The sequence below is a fragment of the Geodermatophilus sp. URMC 63 genome (assembly GCF_053502565.1).
The window spans coordinates 116408-134935 of the sequence record NZ_CP199956.1; the positions used below are offsets into that span (position 1 = coordinate 116408).

Here is an 18528-nt window from a genome sequence, read left to right on the forward strand (position 1 = left end):
CCGCGCCGACGCCGCCGGACCCCTACGGTCGGCGGCGTGGCCGCCCGGTTCAGTGAGCTCGTCGTCGACTGCCGCGACCCCGAGGCGCTGGCCGCGTGGTGGGCCGGGGTGCTGGGCTACCGGGTGCTCGGCCGCGACGAGGACGGCGCCGTGGAGATCGGCCCGGAGGCCGGCTTCGGGGGTGCCGCCCCGACGCTGGTGTTCGCGCCGGTCCCCGACCCCGCCCCGGGCAAGCCCCGGCTGCACGTCGACCTCTCCCCCACCGACCGCGACCAGGACGCCGAGCTGCAGCGGCTGCTCGACCTGGGCGCCACCCGGGCCGACGTCGGGCAGACCGGGGAGGAGAGCTGGCACGTGCTCGCCGACCCGGAGGGCAACGTGTTCTGCCTGCTGCGCACCCGGCTCGACCCGCTGTGACACTGTCGTCCTCCGGACGACACCGCGACCAGGAGCGCTGAAGGACCCCCTTCTCCCCGCCCCTCGCACGCTCGGGGCGGGACCCGGAGGGGGGCCACGCGGAGCCCTCCGGGCCCCACCCGGATCGACCGAGGAGACGCCGTGATCCTGATCGTCATCAAGTTCCCCGTCCGCCCCGACAGGATCGACGAGTTCCGCACCCACGCGGACGAGTACGCGGCGGCGGTGAACGCCGAGGAGGGCAGCCTGTTCTTCGAGTGGTCGCGCAGCGTGCTCGACCCGAACACCTTCGTCTGCGTCGAGGGCTTCCGCGATCCCGACGCCGGCGCCTCGCACGTGGCCACCCCGCACGCCAAGGCCGCCTTCGACTGGATGTCCGACCTCGTCGCCGAGCAGCCGCAGATCATCTACATCGACGCCCCCGACGTCAGCGGCTTCGGCCCGATGGGCGAGGTCCGGCCCCGCACCTGACCCGCCGGCCGGCGGACACGCGCCGGTGGCCCCCTCCCGGGCGGGAGGGGGCCACCGGCGTGTTGACCGGGCCGAGACGGCGGCGCGAGAGTGATCAGGTGACCCGCGCCCTCGCGGTGCTGACGCTCCTGGCACTGCTCACCGTGATGGTCGAGGCGACCGACGACCCGCACCCGCTGCTCCCCGTCGCCCTCGCGGTGACGTACGCGACGCACGCGCTCCTCGCGCTCCCGTGGCTCGCCCGCCAGCCCGTCCCGCGCCGGTACTGGCTCGCGGCCGGACACGTGTGCCTGCAGCTGCCGCTCGGGATCCTGCTCTTCGGCGTCTCCGGCCCCGGTGTCGGGACGACGCTGCTGCTGCTGGTGCTGGTCAGCCAGAGCGTGCTGCTCCTCCCCCTCCCGGCGGCCGCGCTGGTCACGGCCGCCGTCCCGCTCGTGCACCTGGGGATGAGCTGGGGGGACTTCGCGCGCAACGGCCTGGGCGCGCTGGGCGCCGCGGTCTTCACCGCCGTCGTCACCGAGCTGCTCAAGCGCGAGCAACGGGCCCGGGCCGAGCTCGCCGAGGCCAACGAGCGGCTGCGCGGGTACGCCGCGCAGGCCGAGGAGCTCGCGACCACCCGCGAGCGCAACCGGCTGGCCCGCGACATCCACGACGGCCTCGGCCACCACCTGACCGTCGTCCAGGTGCAGGTGCAGGCCGCCCGGGCAGTCCTGGCGTCGGACCCCGCCCGCGCCGACGACGTCCTCGCCAAGGCCCAGACGCAGGCGAGCGAGGCCCTGGCCGAGGTCCGCCGGTCGGTCGCCACGCTGCGCGAGCCCCGGACCGCACCACCGCTGCGCACCGCGCTCGAGGCCCTGACCGCGGAGGTCTCCGTGGCCGGCGTCCCCGCGACGCTCGAGGTCGTGGGCACCGAGCGGCAGCTCCCCGCGGAGGCCGAGGAGTCCCTGTTCCGGTCGGCGCAGGAGGGGCTGACCAACGTCGGCAAGCACGCCGGCGCGACGTCGGCCCGGGTGACCCTGACCTACGGCGAGGACGGGACGGTGCGGCTGGGCGTGCGGGACGACGGCCGCGGCCTCCCGGCCGGGGGACGGGACCCGCGCGCCTTCGGGCTGGTGGGCCTGCAGGAGCGGGCGGCCCGCGCGGGCGGCTCCCTCCGCGTGGCCTCGGTGCCCGGCGGCGGCACCGAGCTGCTGGTCCAGGTGCCGGGGTGAGCGCCGTCCGCGTGCTGGTGGTCGACGACCAGGCGCTCTTCCGCGAGGCGCTGGTCACCCTGCTGGGCACCCGTCCCGAGGTCGAGGTGGCCGGGGAGGCCGGCGACGGTCACCAGGCGCTGGAGCGCGCGGCCGCGCTGCGGCCCGACGTCGTCCTCATGGACCTGCACATGCCGGTCCTCGACGGCATCGGCGCGACCCGGCGGCTGCGCGTCGAGCAGCCCGGCGTCCGCGTGCTGGCGCTGACGACCTTCGACGACGACGAGGACGTCTTCGCGGCGCTCCGGGCCGGGGCGGTGGGCTACCTGCTCAAGGACGTGTCCGCGGACCGCCTCGTCGAGGCGGTGACCGCCGCGGCCCGCGGCGAGTCGGTGCTCCAGCCGTCGGTGGCGGCCAAGGTGCTGGCCCGCTTCGCGCAGCTCGACGACGCCCCCCGGCCCCGGCCGCAGCCGCTGGTGGTGCCGCTGTCCGGCCGTGAGCTCGACGTCCTGCGGCTGCTGGCCGACGGGAACAGCAACCGGGAGATCGCGGCGGCGCTGTTCCTGGCCGAGGGCACGGTGAAGAACCACGTGACCACCGTGCTGGGCAAGCTCGGCGCCCGGGACCGCACCCAGGCGGCGCTGCGGGCCCGGGCCCTCGACCTGCTCTGACGGGGGTCACGCCGGATCGTGACCGGGGAGCGTGACCTCCGGCACCTGGCGGGGACGGCGCGGCGCCCGACGCTCCCGGCATGACGACGCAGACCCCGCCCCAGCACACGCGCAGCCGCGGCCGGCGCACCTGGCACCTCGTCCGCCACTACCTCGAGATGCTCGTCGCGATGGTCGCCGGGATGGTCGTCCTGGGCGCCGCCGAGGGCCTGGTCTGGCCCGGGCTCGACGACCGCGCCGACGTCCACGCGGTGGTCATGGCGACCAACATGGCGATCGGCATGGGCGCCTGGATGCGCATCCGCGGGCACTCGTGGCCGGCGATCACCGAGATGTCGGCGGCGATGTACGTGCCGTTCGCGGTCCTGCTCCTCCCCTACTGGGCCGGCGCGGTCTCCGGGGACACCCTGTTCACCGCCGGGCACGTGCTGATGCTCCCGGCCATGGCGCTGGCGATGTGGTGGCGCCTCGACGAGTACGCCCACTGCTGACGCGCCATCCCGCCGTCCCGCCTCCCCGCGCACGGGCTGGCGGGACGGCGGGGTGTCAGCGGCAGCGGACGGCGTAGGTCAGCGCGTCGACCAGGGCGTGCCAGGAGGCCTCGACGATGTTGTCGTGGACGCCCACGGTGGTCCACTCGCCGACGCCGTCGGTGGAGTCGATGAGCACCCGGGTCGTGGCGCTGGTGCCGCCCTTCCAGCCGAGGATGCGGACCTTGTAGTCGGCCAGCGAGACGTCGGCGAGCTGCGGGTGGCGGCTGACCAGTGCCTGGCGCAGCGCGTTGTCCAGCGCGTTGACCGGGCCGTTGCCCTCCCCGGTGCTGATGACCCGCTCGGCCGTGCCGTCGGCGTTGGGCAGGAGCACCTTGACCGTCGCCTCGCTAACGACGACGCCGTTGCCCCAGTGCTCGACCGTCGTCCGGTAGCTCTCCAGCTCGAACAGCGGCTGGGGGGCGTCGGGCAGCGAGGCGCGCAGCAGCAGCTCGAAGGAGGCGTCGGCGGCCTCGAAGGACCACCCGTCGGCCTCGAGCACCTTGACCCGGTCGACGACGTGGCCGACGACGTCGGCGTGCCCGTCGAGGTCGACGCCGAGCTCGCGGCCCTTGAGCTCGACCGAGGCGCGGCCGGCCATCTCGGTGACCAGGATGCGCATGTCGTTGCCGACCAGCGCCGGGTCGAGGTGGTTGTACAGCTCGGGGCTGACCTTGATCGCGCTCGCGTGCAGGCCGGCCTTGTGCGCGAACGCCGAGGCGCCGACGTAGGGCTGGTGGTCGTCGGGGGCGATGTTGGCCAGCTCGGCGATCGCGTGGCTGACCCGCTGCAGCTCGGTCAGGCAGTCCGCGGGCACCACCGGCAGGCCCATCTTCGTGACCAGGTTGGCCACCAGCGCGAACGTGTCGGCGTTGCCGGCCCGCTCGCCGTACCCGTTGGCGGTGCCCTGCACGTGGGTCACGCCGGCCTCGACGGCGGCCAGCGAGTTGGCGACCGCGCAGCCGGTGTCGTCCTGGCAGTGGATGCCCAGCCGGCCCTCCACCCGGGAGCGGACGTCGGCCACCACCCGGCCCACGCCCATGGGCAGCATGCCGCCGTTGGTGTCGCACAGGACGCCGACCTCGGCGCCGGCGGCGAACGCCGTCCGCAGCACGTCGACGCCGTGGTCGGGGTCGGCGGCGTACCCGTCAAAGAAGTGCTCGCAGTCGACGAACACCCGCCGGCCGTGCGCGACCAGGTGCGCCACCGTGTCGCCGACCATCGCGAGGTTCTCCTCCAGCGTGGTCCGCAGCGCGTCGCGGACGTGCCGGACGTCGGACTTCGCGACCAGGCAGACCACCGGGGTCTCGGCGTCGAGCAGCGCCTGCACCTGCGGGTCGTCCTCCACGCGCACGCCGGCCCGGCGGGTCGAGCCGAACGCGACGAGCACCGCGTGGCGCAGCTTCAGCTCGGTGCGGGCGCGGGCGAAGAACTCGGTGTCCTTGGGCAGCGCCCCGGGCCAGCCGCCCTCGATGTAGCCCACGCCGATCTCGTCGAGCAGCCGTGCGACGGCGAGCTTGTCGGCGACGGAGAAGCTGATCCCCTCGCGCTGGGCGCCGTCGCGCAGCGTGGTGTCGAAGACGTGGAACGAGGCGTCGGTGGCCACGGGTGCTCCCGGGGGTTCGACGGCGACCAGGCCCCTCACACGAGAAAGACCCCCCGGGTACGGAGGGTCTGCGCGCGGTCGGGGTGCTGACCGCGCGCTAGCCGATGATGAGGGTCGTGCCGGGGAGGTGCATCACCGGGCAGTGTAGCCCTGGTGACGTGAGGGAACGGCCCCCTGCAGGCAGGAGGACCCCGTCCTCCTCACCACTCGCGAGCTCGCGGCGAGCCTCAGCACGGGGCCTGGGGCGAGCCTGCGAGCGGCGGGGGGCAGGGGGCCTTCCTCAGCCGGCGAGCGCGGCCAGGCGGTCGCCGACCTCGGCGGTCCGCACCGGCTGCTGCGGGTCGCGGGTGGACAGGTCGAAGGCGACCGCGGCCTCGACCTTGCGCGCCGAGTCGCCGCGGCCGAGGTGCCCCAGCAGCAGGGCGACCGACAGGACGGTGGCCGTCGGGTCGGCGACGCCCTGCCCGGCGATGTCGGGAGCCGAACCGTGCACCGGCTCGAACATGCTCGGGTTGGTGCCCGACGCGTCGAGGTTGCCGCTGGCGGCCAGCCCGATGCCCCCGGTCACGGCCGCCGCGACGTCGGTGACGATGTCGCCGAAGAGGTTGTCGGTGACGATGACGTCGTAGCGGCCCGGGTCGGTGATGAAGAACATCGAGGCCGCGTCGACGTGCTGGTAGGCCACGGTGACCTCCGGGAACTCCGCGCCCACCTCCTCGACCGTGCGCGACCACAGCGACCCGGCGTGGGTGAGCACGTTGGTCTTGTGGATGAGGGTCAGGTGCCGGCGCGGCCGGGCCGTGGCCCGCTGGAAGGCGTAGCGGACGACCCGCTCGACGCCGAAGGCGGTGTTGAGGCTGACCTCTGTGGCCACCTCCTGCGGGGTGTCGCGGCGCAGCACGCCACCGTTGCCCGCGTAGGGGCCCTCGGTGCCCTCCCGGACGCAGAGCATGTCGATCGCGCCGGGGTCGGCCAGCGGGCTGCGCACGCCGTCGAAGAGCTTCGCGGGGCGCAGGTTGACGTGGTGGTCGAGCTCGAAGCGCAGCCGCAGCAGCAGCCCGCGCTCGAGGATGCCCGGCGGCACGCTCGGGTCGCCGATCGCCCCGAGCAGGATGGCGTCGTGGCCGCGCAGCTCGTCGAGCACCGTGTCCGGCAGCAGCTCCCCGGTCCGCTGCCAGCGGGCGGCGCCCAGGTCGTACTCGGTGGTCTGGAGGTCCGGGACCACCCCACCGAGGACCTTGAGGCCCTCGGCCACCACTTCCGGACCGATGCCGTCTCCCGCGATCACTGCCAGGCGCATGGCGAGGACCCTAGGTCAGCGCGGGTCGAGGTCGGCCGAGCGGGCCTCACGCGCCCCGATGCGGCCGGCGATGTCGCCGAGCAGCTCGGCGGGCACCGGGCTGTCGACGGTGACCGCCATGAGCGCCTCGCCCCCGCGGGTGGTCCGGCTGACCTGCGCGCCGGCGATGTTGATGCCGGCCTCCCCCAGCGCCGCGCCGACGGTGCCGACGACGCCCGGCCGGTCGGTGTAGACGAAGAACAGCAGGTGGCCGGACAGGTCGAGGTCCATGTCGAAGCCGTCGACCTCGACCAGCTTGGGCACCTGGTTCTTGCCGAACAGGGTGCCGGAGACGGCGACCTCGCGGCCGTCGGCCATGGCACCGTGCACCCGGACGAGGTTGCGGTAGTCGGGGCTCTCGACGTCGCCGGTCAGCGTCACGTCGAGGCCGCGCTGCTGGGCGAGCAGCGGGGCGTTGACGTAGGTGACCTGCTCCTCGACGACGTCGGAGAAGACGCCCTTGAGGACGGCGAGCTGCAGGACCGAGTCGTCGAACTCGGCCAGCTTGCCGCGCACCTCGACGGTGACCGACTGGGCCAGGCCACCGGCGACCGCGGTGAACACCGTCCCCAGCTTCTCGGCCAGCGGCAGACCGGGTCGCACGTCCTCGGCCACGACACCACCGGCCTGCACGTTGACCGCGTCCGGCACGAACTCGCCCTGCAGCGCCAGGCGCACCGAGTGCGCGACGGCGGTGCCGGCCTTGTCCTGGGCCTCCGTCGTCGAGGCGCCCAGGTGCGGCGTGACGACGGTGTTGGGCAGCGCGAACAGCGGACTGTCGGTGCAGGGCTCCTGGGCGTAGACGTCGAGGCCCGCGGCACCCACCTGGCCCGAGGCGAGCGCGTCGGCCAGGGCGGCCTCGTCGACCAGCCCGCCGCGGGCGGCGTTGACGATGATCACGCCGCGCTTGGTGGTGGCCAGTTCCGCGGACCCGATCAGCCCGAGGGTCTCCGGCGTCTTGGGCAGGTGGACGGTGATGAAGTCGGCCTCGCGGAGCAGGTCCTCCAGCGACACCATCCGCACCCCGAGCTGGGCGGCGCGGCCGGGCTGGATGTAGGGGTCGTAGGCGATCAGCGTGGTGCCGAAGGCGGCCAGCCGCTGGGCCACCAGCTGGCCGATGCGCCCCAGGCCCACGACACCGACCACCTTGTCGGTGACCTCGACGCCGGTGAACCTCGAGCGCTGCCAGGTGCCCTCGCGCAGCGACGCGTCGGCGGCCGGGATGTGCCGGGCGGCGGCCAGCAGCAGCGCGACGGCGTGCTCGGCCGCGCTGACGATGTTCGACGTCGGCGCGTTGACGACCATGACGCCGCGCTCGGTCGCCGCGGCCACGTCGACGTTGTCCAGCCCGATGCCGGCGCGGGCGACCACCTTGAGGTTCGGCGCGGCCGCGAGTGCCTCGGCGTCGATCTGCGTGGCACTGCGGATCATGACCGCGGCGGCGTCGGCCAGTGCGGGCAGCAGGGCGGACCGGTCGGCGCCGTCGACGTGGCGGATCTCGACATCGCTGCCGAGCACCGCCAGCACGCTGGGGGCCAGTTGCTCGGCGATCAGGACGACGGGCGCGCTCTCGGTCACGGGCACACAGCCTAGGGAGACGACCGGCCTCCGCCCCGTCCAGCCCCTGGGGCGGCGAGCCGGGTCACCGCCTGGTCACGAGGTGCCCCGGCTGACTCGACACCCCGAACGAGGGGTGCTCTGGTTGTCCGTGTCGCGGCCGTCCCAGCATCCTGGCGGCCGGAACTGCCGGCACGGGCCGGCGCCAGCGGAGGGGACCATGAGCAACTACGGCAACGACCAGGGCACGGGCGGGACCCCCCCGTACGGCCAGGGCCAGCAGGGTCAGGGACAGCCCGACCTGACCAAGCGGTCGGACCAGCCGACGGGCGCCTCGGCCGCCGGCCAGCAGGGGCAACCCCAGCAGGACCAGTCCCACGGCCAGTACGGCCAGTACGGGCAGGACCAGCAGTACGGGCAGGGCCAGCAGTACGCACAGCCGGGCCAGCCGCAGTACGGGCAGCAGTACGGGCAGCCGGGCTACGCGCAGCAGTACGGGGAGGGCCACCCCCAGCAGTACGGGCAGCAGGGCTACGCCCAGCAGTACGGGCAGTACGGCTACGCCCAGCAGTACGGGCAGGGCGCCGTCCCGGCCAAGCCCGGAGGCGTGGTGACCGCCGCCGTGCTCGGCTTCGTCCTCGGGGCGATCGGTGTGCTGATCAGCCTGGTCACGATCTTCTTCGGGGCCTTCGCCGCCACCAGCGCCTCCTCCGGGGACCTCGAGGAGGAGCTACCCGGCTTCGGGTCGGTGGCCGGCGCCGTCGGAGGCGTGCTGCTGGTGTTCGGCCTGCTGGCGCTGGTCTGGACGGTGATCACGATCTGGGGCTCCGTGTGGGCCCTCACGGGGCGCAGCCGGGTGCTGCTGCTGATCGGCGGCTCGATCGCCCTGGTCTTCACGCTGATCGGCCTGATCGGGAACCTCACCGCCGCCGACACCGCCGGGGCGGGGGGCATCGTCACCAGCCTGCTGTTCTTCCTGGCCGCGCTGGCCATCGTCGTGCTCCTGTCGCTGAAGCCGGCCGCCGCGTTCTTCGCGGCACACCGCGCCCGCCGCGGCCGCTGACCGCTGTCACCAGAAGGGGTCTGTCCGTCCGGGCAGACCCCTTCTGGCGTCCCGGAGCCCCCTACAGTCGGCCACCGGCCGCCGACATGGCGCGACGACCTCCAGGAGGAACGATGACCGGCCCCAGCTCCGAGAAGGACACCCCGCCGGGAGGCCCGCCCGGGTACGGCGCGCCCTCCCCCTACGGTGCCCCGACGGGCCGGCGCCCCGGCACGGTGACCGCCGCGGCGGTCACCGGCATCGTGTGGGGCGCGCTCGGTGCCCTGCTGTCGCTGCTGGTGATGCTCGCCGCCTTCGGCTACGGGCTCACGCTGCTCGGGCTGCTGCTCCTGGTCTCGCTGGCGGCCTACGTGGCCCTGCTGGTCGGGGGGATCGCCGTCCTCCGGGGGCAGGTACCGAGGCTGCTGCTGTACACGAGCTACGCGCTGATCGCGCTGGGGCTGGTCAGCTTCGTCCTGTCCCTGGTGCAGAGCGGCGGGGACGCGGTCAGCGGCGTCCTGGGCCTCGTCATCACCGCGGCGATCGCCGCGCTGCTGCTGCAGCCGCAGTCCCGGCAGTACTTCGCCGCCCGCGGCCAGCGCTACTGACACCCTGGACCCGCCGGCTCCGTGTCCCCGGGGGCCACGTCGTCCGACCGGCACCGCCCGGGACGCAGGGAGGCCCCCGCTGCCGGCCGGCAGCGGGGGCCTCTGCGTGCTCCGGCCCCTGCGGAGGGGCCTCGGCTCAGCCGCGGGCGGCGGTGCCGGTGTAGTCGTCCGACGTCGACACCCAGCTCATCAGGCCGCGCAGCTTGCGGCCGGTCTCCTCGATCGGGTGCGCCTCGGCCTCGGCGCGGCGGCGCGTGAAGTCCGGCGCGCCGGCGTCCTGGTCGGCGATGAACTCCGCCGCCCACGAGCCGTCCTTGATCCGGGCCAGCACGTCCTTCATGGCGTCCTTGACGTGCTGGTCGATGATCTTCGGGCCGGACGTGTAGTCCCCGTACTCCGCGGTGTCCGACACCGACCAGCGCTGCTTGGCGATGCCGCCCTCGTACATGAGGTCGACGATCAGCTTGAGCTCGTGCAGGCACTCGAAGTAGGCGATCTCGGGCTGGTACCCGGCGTCGGTGAGGGTCTCGAACCCGGCGGTGATCAGCGCGCTGGCGCCGCCGCAGAGGACGGCCTGCTCGCCGAAGAGGTCGGTCTCGGTCTCCTCGGCGAACGTCGTCCGGATGACGCCGGCGCGGGTGCCGCCGATGGCCTTGGCGTAGGACAGCGCCAGCTGCAGCGCCTGGCCGCTGGCGTCCTGCTCGACGGCGACCAGCGCGGGCACGCCCTTGCCGTTCTCGAACTCGCGGCGCACCAGGTGGCCCGGGCCCTTGGGGGCGACCATGGCGACGTCGACACCCGCCGGGGGCTTGACGTAGCCGAAGCGGATGTTGAAGCCGTGCGCGAAGAACAGCGCGTCGCCGTCCTGCAGGTTGGGCTCGATCGCCTCGGCGTACACCTTCCGCTGCACGTGGTCCGGGACGAGGACCATGATCAGGTCGGCCTCGGCGGCGGCGTCGGACGGCGTCACCACGCGCAGCCCCTCCGCCTCTGCCTTGGCCCGGCTCCTGCTGCCCTCCGGCAGGCCGACGCGGACGTCGACGCCGGAGTCGCGCAACGACAGGGCGTGCGCGTGGCCCTGGCTGCCGTAGCCGATGACGGCGACGGTCCGCCCCTGGATGATCGACAGGTCGGCGTCGTCGTCGTAGAAGATCTCGGCGGCCATGCGGTGGTGCTCCTTCTGGTGAGGGGATGGAACGGCCCCCTCGCAGGGTCCCGCCGCGAGCCTGCGAGCGGCGGGGGGCGAGGGGGGCCTTCTAGGCGCTGCGGTCGACCGGGCGCAAGGTACCGGCGCCGCTCATCGAGCGCGGCCCCCGGCCCAGGGCGACGGTGCCCGACTGCGCCATCTCCTTGATCCCCAGCGGGGCCAGGACGGCGAGCAGGGCCTGCAGCTTGTCGGGGGTGCCGGTCGCCTCCAGCGTCACGGTGTCGGTGTTGACGTCGACGACGCGGGCGCGGAACAGCTCGGCGGTCTGCAGCACGGTGGTGCGGTCGGCCAGCGGCGCGCGCACCTTGACCAGCAGCAGCTCGCGCTGCACCGCGGCGCTGCCGTCCAGCTCCACGATCTTGATGACCTCGATGAGCTTGTTCAGCTGCTTGGTCACCTGCTCCAGCGGCGCGGACTCGGCGTCGACCACGATCGTCATCCGCGACAGGTCGGGGTTCTCCGTCGGGCCGACGGCCAGCGACTCGATGTTGAACGCGCGCCGGCTGAACAGCGCCGAGACACGGGCCAGCACACCGGCCTTGTTCTCGACGAGCACCGACAACGTGTGGCGGGTCATGTCAGAGCAACCTGCTTCCGATTCGTGTTCGGCCCCGTTCCAGGGGCCCGCCGCCGAGCGCAGCGAGGTGGTGGGGAGGAACGGGGTCCTTCGTCACACCTGGTTGTCACCGAAGACCGGGCGCAGGTCGCGCGCGGCCAGGATGTCGTCGTTGCTGGCGCCCGCGGCGACCATCGGCCACACCTGGGCGTCGGCGCCGACGACGAAGTCGATGACCACGGGGGCGTCGGTGATCGCCATCGCCTTCTCGATGACGGCGTCGACGTCGTCCTTGCTCTCGCAGCGCAGCCCGACGCAGCCCAGCGCCTCGGCCAGCGCCACGAAGTCGGGGATGCGCACCGGCTTGGGCCGGCCGTCGGCGTCGACCGGGTGCAGCTTGGTGTTGGAGTAGCGGCCCTCGTAGAAGAGGGTCTGCCACTGGCGGACCATGCCGAGGTTGCCGTTGTTGATGACGGCGACCTTGACCGGGATCCCCTCGATGGCGCAGGTGGCCAGCTCCTGGTTGGTCATCTGGAAGCAGCCGTCGCCGTCGATCGCCCAGACGGTGGTCTCCGGGCGGCCGTACTTGGCGCCCATGGCCGCGGGGACGGCGTAGCCCATGGTGCCGAGGCCGCCGCTGTTGAGCCAGGTGCCCGGCTTCTCGTACCTGATGAACTGGGCGGCCCACATCTGGTGCTGGCCGACACCGGAGGCGTAGATCGCGTCGGGGCCGGCGATCGCGCCCAGCCGCTCGACGACGTACTGCGGGGACAGCGAGCCGTCCTCGGGCCAGTCGTAGCCGAGCGGGTAGCGCGTGCGCCAGTCGTCGAGCTGCGCCCACCAGGCGGTGAGGTCGGGGGTGCGGCCGGCCCGGTGCTCGGTCTGCAGCGCGGTGACGAGCTCGGCGATCGTCTCCCGGGCGTCGCCGACGATCGGGACGTCGGCCTTGCGGTTCTTGCCGATCTCCGCGGGGTCGATGTCGGCGTGCACGACCAGCGCGGCGGGCGCGAACGAGGACAGCTCGCCGGTGACGCGGTCGTCGAAGCGGGCGCCCAGCGCCACCAGCAGGTCGGCCCTCTGCAGGGCGGTGACCGCGGTGACGTTGCCGTGCATGCCCGGCATGCCGAGGTTCTGCGGGTGGCTGTCGGGGAACGCGCCGCGGGCCATGAGGGTGGTGACCACGGGCGCGCCGGTGAGCTCGGCGAGCTCGGCCAGCTCCGCCGTGGCGCCGGACTTGATCACCCCGCCGCCGACGTAGAGGACCGGCCGGCGGGCGGCGGCGATCAGCGAGGCGGCCTCGCGGACCTGCTTGCCGTGCGGGCGGGTGGTCGGCTTGTAGCCGGGCAGGTCCAGCCGCGGCGGCCAGGAGAAGTCCGTGGTGGCCTGCAGCGCGTCCTTGGCGATGTCGACCAGGACGGGGCCGGGGCGGCCGGTGGCGGCCAGGTGGAAGGCCTCGGCGATGCGCTGCGGGATCTCCGCGGCGTCGGTGACCAGGAAGTTGTGCTTGGTGATCGGCATCGTGATGCCGCGGATGTCGGCCTCCTGGAAGGCGTCGGTGCCGATCGCGCGGCTGGGCACCTGCCCGGTGATCGCGACCATCGGGACCGAGTCCATGTAGGCGTCGGCCAGCGGGGTGACCAGGTTGGTCGCGCCCGGGCCGGAGGTGGCCATGCAGACGCCGACCCGGCCGGTGGCCTGCGCGTACCCGGTGGCCGCGTGCCCGGCGCCCTGCTCGTGGCGGACGAGGACGTGCCGGACGCGGGAGTCGAACAGCGGGTCGTAGGCCGGCAGGATCGCCCCGCCGGGGATGCCGAAGACGACCTCGACACCGACGGCCTCGAGGGAGCGCACCAGGCTCTGCGCGCCGGTGATGCCGGTGGCGGGCTCGGCGGCGGACTCGGCGATCGAGCGGGCCGTCGTCTCGACACCGGTGAGCGCCGCGGCGGCGTCTCGGGTGGCGGACTCGCTCGGGGTGGTCGTCATGGCGGCGTCTCTCCTGGGCCGGACGTGCGGGGCAGGGCGTGCGGTTCGGGTGTCTGGCCGGGTGTCGGGGCGGACCTCCCGGCGTCGCCGGGCCGGCCCGTCGGGACCCTCGTGGCCAACAAAAAACCCCTCGTGCCGCGGGCACAGAGGGGTGTAGCGCGTCGGTCGGGCGACCGGCGCGCTAGGCGATTACGAGGAGCGGACAGGCGGAGCGCACGAACACACTGTGCGCCTCGGCTGCCGCGACGTCAACAACGGCGTCCCACACAGTGGACGCCGCCAGCCGGATCATGGGACGACCACCGGGACGTCGACCTCGGGGCCGAGCAGCGTCGGGTCGAACCGGTCGACCACGCCGGCCAGGTCGGCGGCGGGCACCGGGCGGCCGGTCAGCCACCCCTGCAGGTGGCGGCAGCCCAGCCCGACGAGGACGTCGCGCTGCGCGGCGGTCTCCACGCCCTCGGCGACGACGTCCATGCCGAGGGTGCGGCCGAGGTCGATGACGCTGCCGACGAGCGCGGCGCCGCGGGGGTCGGTGTCGATGCCGGAGACGAAGCCGCGGTCCATCTTGAGCACGTCGACGGGCAGCCGGGCGAGGTAGGCCAGCGACGAGTAGCCCTTGCCGAAGTCGTCGAGGGAGACGCTGCACCCCAGCGCGGACAGCTCCGCGAAGCTCGGCGAGCACCCGCTCGTCGTCGTCCACGAGCACGCTCTCGGTGACCTCGACGCCCAGCAGCCGCGCCGGCAGGCCGGAGCGCTCCAGCGCCCGGGTGACGTCCTCGACCAGGCAGCGGGCCTGCAGGTGGCGCGCGGAGATGTTGACGCCCAGGCGGATGTCCCGGCCGCCGGCCACCAGGCGGGCGTGCTCGGCGGTCGCCGTCTCGAGCACCCAGCGCTGCAGCGGCACGATCAGGCCGTCGTCCTCGGCCAGGCCGATGAACTCCTCCGGCGACACCGGCCCGAGGACCGGGTGGTCCCAGCGGACCAGGGCCTCGACACCGGTCACCCGCCGCTCGAGGACCCCCACGATCGGCTGGTGGACCAGCCGCAGCCGGCCCTCGGCCACAGCGACGGGCAGGTCGCGGGCCAGGCGGCTGCGGCGCGCGGACTCCTCGACGAGGGTCTCCCCCGACGCCCGGACGCCGTTCTTGCCCTGGGCCTTGACCGTGCGCAGCGCCAGGTCCGCCTCCCGGACGGTGGCCGACGCGTCGATGCCCGGCACGACCTCGGCCACGCCCACGCTGGCCGAGACCCGGAAGACCGGCCCGGCGCCGTCGGGCGCGCCGGGCGCGGCACCGTAGCGGCGGGTGCGGTCGAGCCGGGCGACCAGCCGCTCGCCCAGCGCCATCGCCTCGGCGGGCCCGGCGTCGACGACGAGCGCGAACTCGTCCCCGCCGAGCCGGGCGACGAGGTCCCCCTCCCGCGCCTCGGCGCGCAGGGAGTCGGCCACCTCGCACAGCAGCCGGTCGCCGGCGTCGTGACCGGCCACGTCGTTGACCGACTTGAAGCCGTCGAGGTCGACCAGCAGCACGCAGGCGCGCCGGCCGCGGGTGGCCCGGTCGAGCGCGCCCTCCAGCGCGGCCATGAACCGGGCGCGGTTGGGCAGGCCGGTCAGGGAGTCGGTGTAGGCCAGCCGCTCCAGCTCGCGCTGGCCGGCCCGGCGCTCGGTGACGTCGCGCAGGTGCAGGACGAGCCCGTCGTCGGACCGGCGGGTGCCCGTGCGGGCCGCGCCGGAGACCTCGACGTCGCGCCAGCCGCCGTCGGTGGTCCGCATCCGGCCGGTCGCGGGCAGGCCGTCGGGAGCGCCGTCCCGCAGGGCCGCGGCGACCCGCTCCACCAGGTCGCGGTCGTCGGCGTGCAGGAGGGTCACCAGCGCGCGGCCGAGCAGGTCGCGCTCGGTCCGGCCCAGCTGGTCGGCGACCGGCCCGGACACCGACGTCACCCGCCCGGCCGCGTCCAGGACGACGGTGACGGCGTCGCCGCTGTGCACCAGCGCGCGGAACCAGCCCTCGGTCCGCTCCAGCCGCCGGGTGAGGCGCGCGGCGTCCAGCGCCCAGGACAGCGTGCGCGCCGAGGTCAGGACCAGCAGGACGGCGGCCGCGGCGGCCTCCGGGGCGCTCACCGGCCGGCCGGTCAGCACGCCGCCGGTGACGGCGAGCAGGGCGGCGGTCGACGTCCCGCAGGCCAGCACCGCGCCGCGCAGAGGCAGGACGCGCCGGCCGTCGGGCACCGCCGCCGGCCGGTCGGCCGCGGCGGCGCACAGGCTGGTGCCGAGCATCGTCAGCCAGGCGAGCACGGTGAGCACGTCCCAGAGCGGCCCGTCGCCGGCCGAGGCGCGGCCCAGCGCCCCGCCGAGCGCCACGGTGGCCATGGCGACGAAGGCCGCGAGCAGCCAGGTCGCCGAGCGGCGGCGCGCCTCGGGCACCGCGGTGACGGTGACCAGGCCGACGCCGCAGAGGACCGCCCCGACCAGCGGGTAGCCGGCCGCGATCAGGCCCTGCCCGGGTCCGGCGACCCGGACGAGCAGCTCGTCGAGGACGACGCTGCCGAGCACGGCGACGGCGACGGTCAGGACGGCGCCGTCGAGCAGCACCCGCGCGCCCACCCGCAGGCCCGTCCGCGGGGGGAGCAGGAACACCGCGACCGCCACGGCCACCGGGACCGCGAGCAGCGTGGGGAGGTCCTCGATCCCGCCGGTGGTCATGTCGCGGTACGGGCGCGTCACGGCCAGCACCTGGCCCAGCGCGAGCAGGCCGGCGGCCAGCGTCATCGCCCGCCACGGCCGCCCGGCCCGGCCCGGCACGCGGGCGGCGGTCCCGGCGAGGACGGCGGCACCGACGCCGGAGGCCAGCGCCAGGGCCGCGGGGACCAGCACGGCCGCCCGCGGTGAGGCGGTCAGCTGCAGGACGGTCGTGTCGGTGCCCAGCAGCGCGAGCAGGGACAGGACCGCGGCGACCGCGCCGGCACCCACCGGCCGGGCGGCGGCGGACCGGGTCCGCGGGTCAGACACCGCGCACCGCGCGCACGTCAGGGGTCTCGTCCGCAGCGCCGAAGTCGTCGGCCGACAGGCCGGCCAGACCCGGCCACAGGGCGCCGGCGCCCTCCTCGAGGACGCGCACGAGGTCGGCCAGCAGCAGCGGCCGCGACAGCAGGAAGCCCTGCGCGAAGCCCAGCCCCAGGCCGCGCAGCACGCCCAGCTGGGCGGGGGTCTCCACGCCCTCGGCGACGACGTCGAGGCCCAGGGCCCGCGCGACGGTGACGACGGCCTGGCACAGCGCGCGGCCCTGCGCGTCGCGGTCGACCCGCGAGACGAAGGTGTTGTCCAGCTTGAGGACGTCGATGGGCAGGCGGGTCAGGTGCGCCAGCGAGGAGGACCCGGTGCCGAAGTCGTCCAGCGCCACGTGCACGCCCATCAGCCGCAGCGCCCGGACGTCGGTGACCACGTGGTCGCCGTCGTCGAGCACGGTCGCCTCGGTGACCTCCAGGACCAGCCGCTGCGGGGCCAGCCCGGAGTCGGCCAGCGCCGTGGTGACGTCGTCGACCAGGGTGCGGGCGGCCACGTGCGAGGCCGAGATGTTGACGCCCAGCTGCAGCGGCGCGCCGCCGGCCTCGGGCAGCGCGACGGCGGCCGCGGTCGCCTCCCGCAGCACCCAGCGCTGCAGCTCGCCGACCACGCCGGCGCGTTCGGCGATCGGGACGAACTCCCGCGGCGGGACGTCGCCGAGCACCGGGTGCCGCCAGCGCAGCAGCGCCTCGACACCGGTGACCCGCTGCTCGTCCATCGACACGACCGGCTGGAACACCAGCCACAGCTCACCGCGCGCGGCGGCGCCGGGCAGGTCCTGGCGCAGCCGGTCGCGGCGCGCGGCGGCGGCGCCGAGGGTCGGCGTCCAGCGGGTGGCCCGGGACCGGCCGCCGCTCCGGGCGGCGGCCACGGCCAGTTCGGCGCGGGCGGTGAGCTCGGCGACGGTCAGGCCGTGCTCGACGGGGACGACGCCGACGTCGGCGGTGAGGTCGAAGAGGCCCGCGGGGGTGCTGACGGGCCGCTCGAGGACCGCCAGGCAGCGGTCGGCGAGCCGGTCGGCGGTGTCGCCGTCCCCTGCGGCCAGCACGGCGAAGGCACCGCCGGCGACCCGGGCGACGACCTCGTCGCCGCGCACGGCCTCGCGCAGCCGCCGGCCCAGCTCGACCAGGACGTCGGCGACCGCGTCACGGCCGGCGTGCTCGCGGACCTCGCCCAGGCCCGAGACCTCGAAGACGAGCACCGCCTTCCCCGTCCCGGCGTCGGCGCGCCCGGCGGCCGCGGCCAGCTCGGCGTCCCAGCCCGCCCGGTTGGGCAGCCCGGTGAGGGTGTCGGTGAACGCGACCTCCTCGAGGGCGCGCTCGCGGGCCTCCCGCTCGGTGACGTCGCGGCAGTGCAGAACGACCGAGGCGATCGCGGCGTCGCCGCGCAGGTCGGACACGCCGGCCTCCAGGCAGCGCCGCTCGCCGTCGGCGTCGCGCACGTGCAGCACCAGCAGCCCGCCCGCGGTGCCGGGGGCGCTGCCGGCGAGCCGGGTCCGCAGCGCGGCGGCGTCGTGGGCGTCGACCGTGCCGGGGCGCGTGGTCGGGGTGCTGCCGGCGAGCAGGTCGCGGCCGACCAGGTCGGCGGGGTCGCGGCCGAGCAGCGCCGCGAACGCCGGCGAGGCCCAGCCGACGCGCAGCCGCGCGTCGAGGACGAGCACCGGCTCGCTCGAGGCCGACAGCAGGCTGCGGAAGTAGGCCTCGTCGCGGCGCAGCCGGGCGCCGCGCAGGTGGTCCTCGCGGGCGGTGACCCAGCGGTGGACCGCCGCGAGCGCGACGCAGGCCAGCGCGCCGCCGAGGGTGGTGCCGGTCGGGGCGGTGCCCAGCACCACCGGCACGACGACGAGGGCGACGACGACGACCAGCGCCAGGTGCGGCAGCGCCGAGCGCAGCTGCGCGGCCCGCCCCCCCGGGTGCGCCCCGGCGGCCGGGGCGGTGTCGAGCAGGCGGGCGAGCACCAGCAGGGCCAGCCCGACGACGACGGCGACCCGGGTGGCGGGGACGGCGCCGGGAGCGCCCAGCAACGCCGCCGAGGTGCCGGCGCCGCGCCCGGCGCACACCGCCACCAGCCCGGCCAGCAGGGCCGCGGCTGCGGGCTGGCGGCGGGCGTCGGCGGCGCCGAGGACGGTGAGGGCGGCGGCCATGGTGGCCGCGGTGGCGAGCACGGCGGCGCCGAGGACGAGCCGGGCGACCGCCGACAGCGCCGTCCAACCGCTGCCCGGGCCGACGAGCAGCACCTGCATGACCACGAGCGCGGCGGTGCCGAACAGCGCGAAGCTCGAGACCCG

At 75.2% G+C, this 18528-nt stretch carries 15 protein-coding genes and 1 pseudogene; 7 read left to right on the plus strand and 9 right to left on the minus strand.

Translation table 11 applies throughout. The features are described from left to right. The first annotated feature begins 36 nt into the window (after positions 1 to 36). From ACWIZO_RS00610 to ACWIZO_RS00630, 5 genes are all read left to right on the plus strand, one after another. The gene (locus ACWIZO_RS00610) at positions 37 to 417 is read left to right on the plus strand and encodes a VOC family protein (protein ID WP_448640639.1); all 381 of its coding nucleotides are present in this window, start codon (positions 37 to 39) and stop codon (positions 415 to 417) included. Positions 418 to 558: 141 nt separating this feature from the next. Next, entirely contained in the window at positions 559 to 888 is a 330-nt protein-coding gene (locus tag ACWIZO_RS00615; RefSeq protein WP_448640640.1) for a putative quinol monooxygenase, read from the plus strand. 98 nt (positions 889 to 986) lie between these two features. Continuing rightward, complete coding sequence (locus ACWIZO_RS00620; protein ID WP_448640641.1) at positions 987 to 2099, plus strand: sensor histidine kinase; 1113 nt, start codon at positions 987 to 989, stop codon at positions 2097 to 2099. Then, positions 2096 to 2749, plus strand: coding sequence for a response regulator (locus ACWIZO_RS00625; protein ID WP_448640642.1), 654 nt, complete (start codon positions 2096 to 2098; stop codon positions 2747 to 2749). Before ACWIZO_RS00620 ends, ACWIZO_RS00625 begins: the two co-directional genes overlap by 4 nt. Positions 2750 to 2829: 80 nt before the next feature. Continuing rightward, entirely contained in the window at positions 2830 to 3240 is a 411-nt protein-coding gene (locus ACWIZO_RS00630) for a hypothetical protein (RefSeq protein ID WP_448640643.1), read from the plus strand. 55 nt (positions 3241 to 3295) lie between these two features. Here the strand turns inward: ACWIZO_RS00630 and cimA are convergent, their stop codons facing one another. From cimA to serA, 3 genes are all read right to left on the minus strand, one after another. Further along, entirely contained in the window at positions 3296 to 4885 is a 1590-nt protein-coding gene (cimA, locus tag ACWIZO_RS00635) for a citramalate synthase (RefSeq protein ID WP_448640644.1), read from the minus strand. 280 nt (positions 4886 to 5165) lie between these two features. Continuing rightward, a complete protein-coding gene (locus tag ACWIZO_RS00640; RefSeq protein ID WP_448640645.1) occupies positions 5166 to 6185 on the minus strand; it encodes a 3-isopropylmalate dehydrogenase in 1020 nt (339 codons plus the stop codon). A gap of 15 nt (positions 6186 to 6200) precedes the next feature. Continuing rightward, positions 6201 to 7802 carry a phosphoglycerate dehydrogenase gene (gene serA / locus ACWIZO_RS00645; protein ID WP_448640646.1) on the minus strand — a complete coding sequence of 534 codons (1602 nt, stop codon included), beginning with the start codon at positions 7800 to 7802 and terminating at the stop codon, positions 6201 to 6203. A 199-nt stretch (positions 7803 to 8001) separates the two neighbouring features. Between serA and ACWIZO_RS00650 the strand changes: the two genes are divergently transcribed. Both ACWIZO_RS00650 and ACWIZO_RS00655 read left to right on the plus strand, forming a co-directional pair. Further along, complete coding sequence (locus ACWIZO_RS00650) at positions 8002 to 8844, plus strand: hypothetical protein (RefSeq protein ID WP_448640647.1); 843 nt, start codon at positions 8002 to 8004, stop codon at positions 8842 to 8844. A gap of 113 nt (positions 8845 to 8957) precedes the next feature. Further along, positions 8958 to 9431, plus strand: coding sequence for a hypothetical protein (locus tag ACWIZO_RS00655; RefSeq protein ID WP_448640648.1), 474 nt, complete (start codon positions 8958 to 8960; stop codon positions 9429 to 9431). Between the two features lie 136 nt (positions 9432 to 9567). Here the strand turns inward: ACWIZO_RS00655 and ilvC are convergent, their stop codons facing one another. From ilvC to ACWIZO_RS00685, 6 genes and pseudogenes are all read right to left on the minus strand, one after another. Continuing rightward, positions 9568 to 10596 (minus strand): ketol-acid reductoisomerase, encoded by a 1029-nt coding sequence (gene ilvC / locus ACWIZO_RS00660; protein WP_448640649.1) that lies wholly within the window; start codon positions 10594 to 10596, stop codon positions 9568 to 9570. 91 nt (positions 10597 to 10687) lie between these two features. After that, positions 10688 to 11215, minus strand: a complete 528-nt coding sequence (ilvN, locus tag ACWIZO_RS00665) for an acetolactate synthase small subunit (protein WP_448640650.1) — start codon at positions 11213 to 11215, stop codon at positions 10688 to 10690. Between the two features lie 93 nt (positions 11216 to 11308). Then, on the minus strand, positions 11309 to 13177 hold the full coding sequence (locus ACWIZO_RS00670) for an acetolactate synthase large subunit (protein ID WP_448640651.1): 1869 nt from the start codon (positions 13175 to 13177) through the stop codon (positions 11309 to 11311). A gap of 288 nt (positions 13178 to 13465) precedes the next feature. Beyond that, positions 13466 to 13840, minus strand: coding sequence for an EAL domain-containing protein (locus ACWIZO_RS00675; protein ID WP_448642908.1), 375 nt, complete (start codon positions 13838 to 13840; stop codon positions 13466 to 13468). A 13-nt stretch (positions 13841 to 13853) separates the two neighbouring features. After that, positions 13854 to 15947: pseudogene (locus tag ACWIZO_RS00680) on the minus strand (putative bifunctional diguanylate cyclase/phosphodiesterase); the annotation flags it as partial. Positions 15948 to 16179: 232 nt separating this feature from the next. After that, positions 16180 to 18483 carry a putative bifunctional diguanylate cyclase/phosphodiesterase gene (locus ACWIZO_RS00685; RefSeq protein ID WP_448640652.1) on the minus strand — a complete coding sequence of 768 codons (2304 nt, stop codon included), beginning with the start codon at positions 18481 to 18483 and terminating at the stop codon, positions 16180 to 16182. Positions 18484 to 18528: the final 45 nt, after the last annotated feature.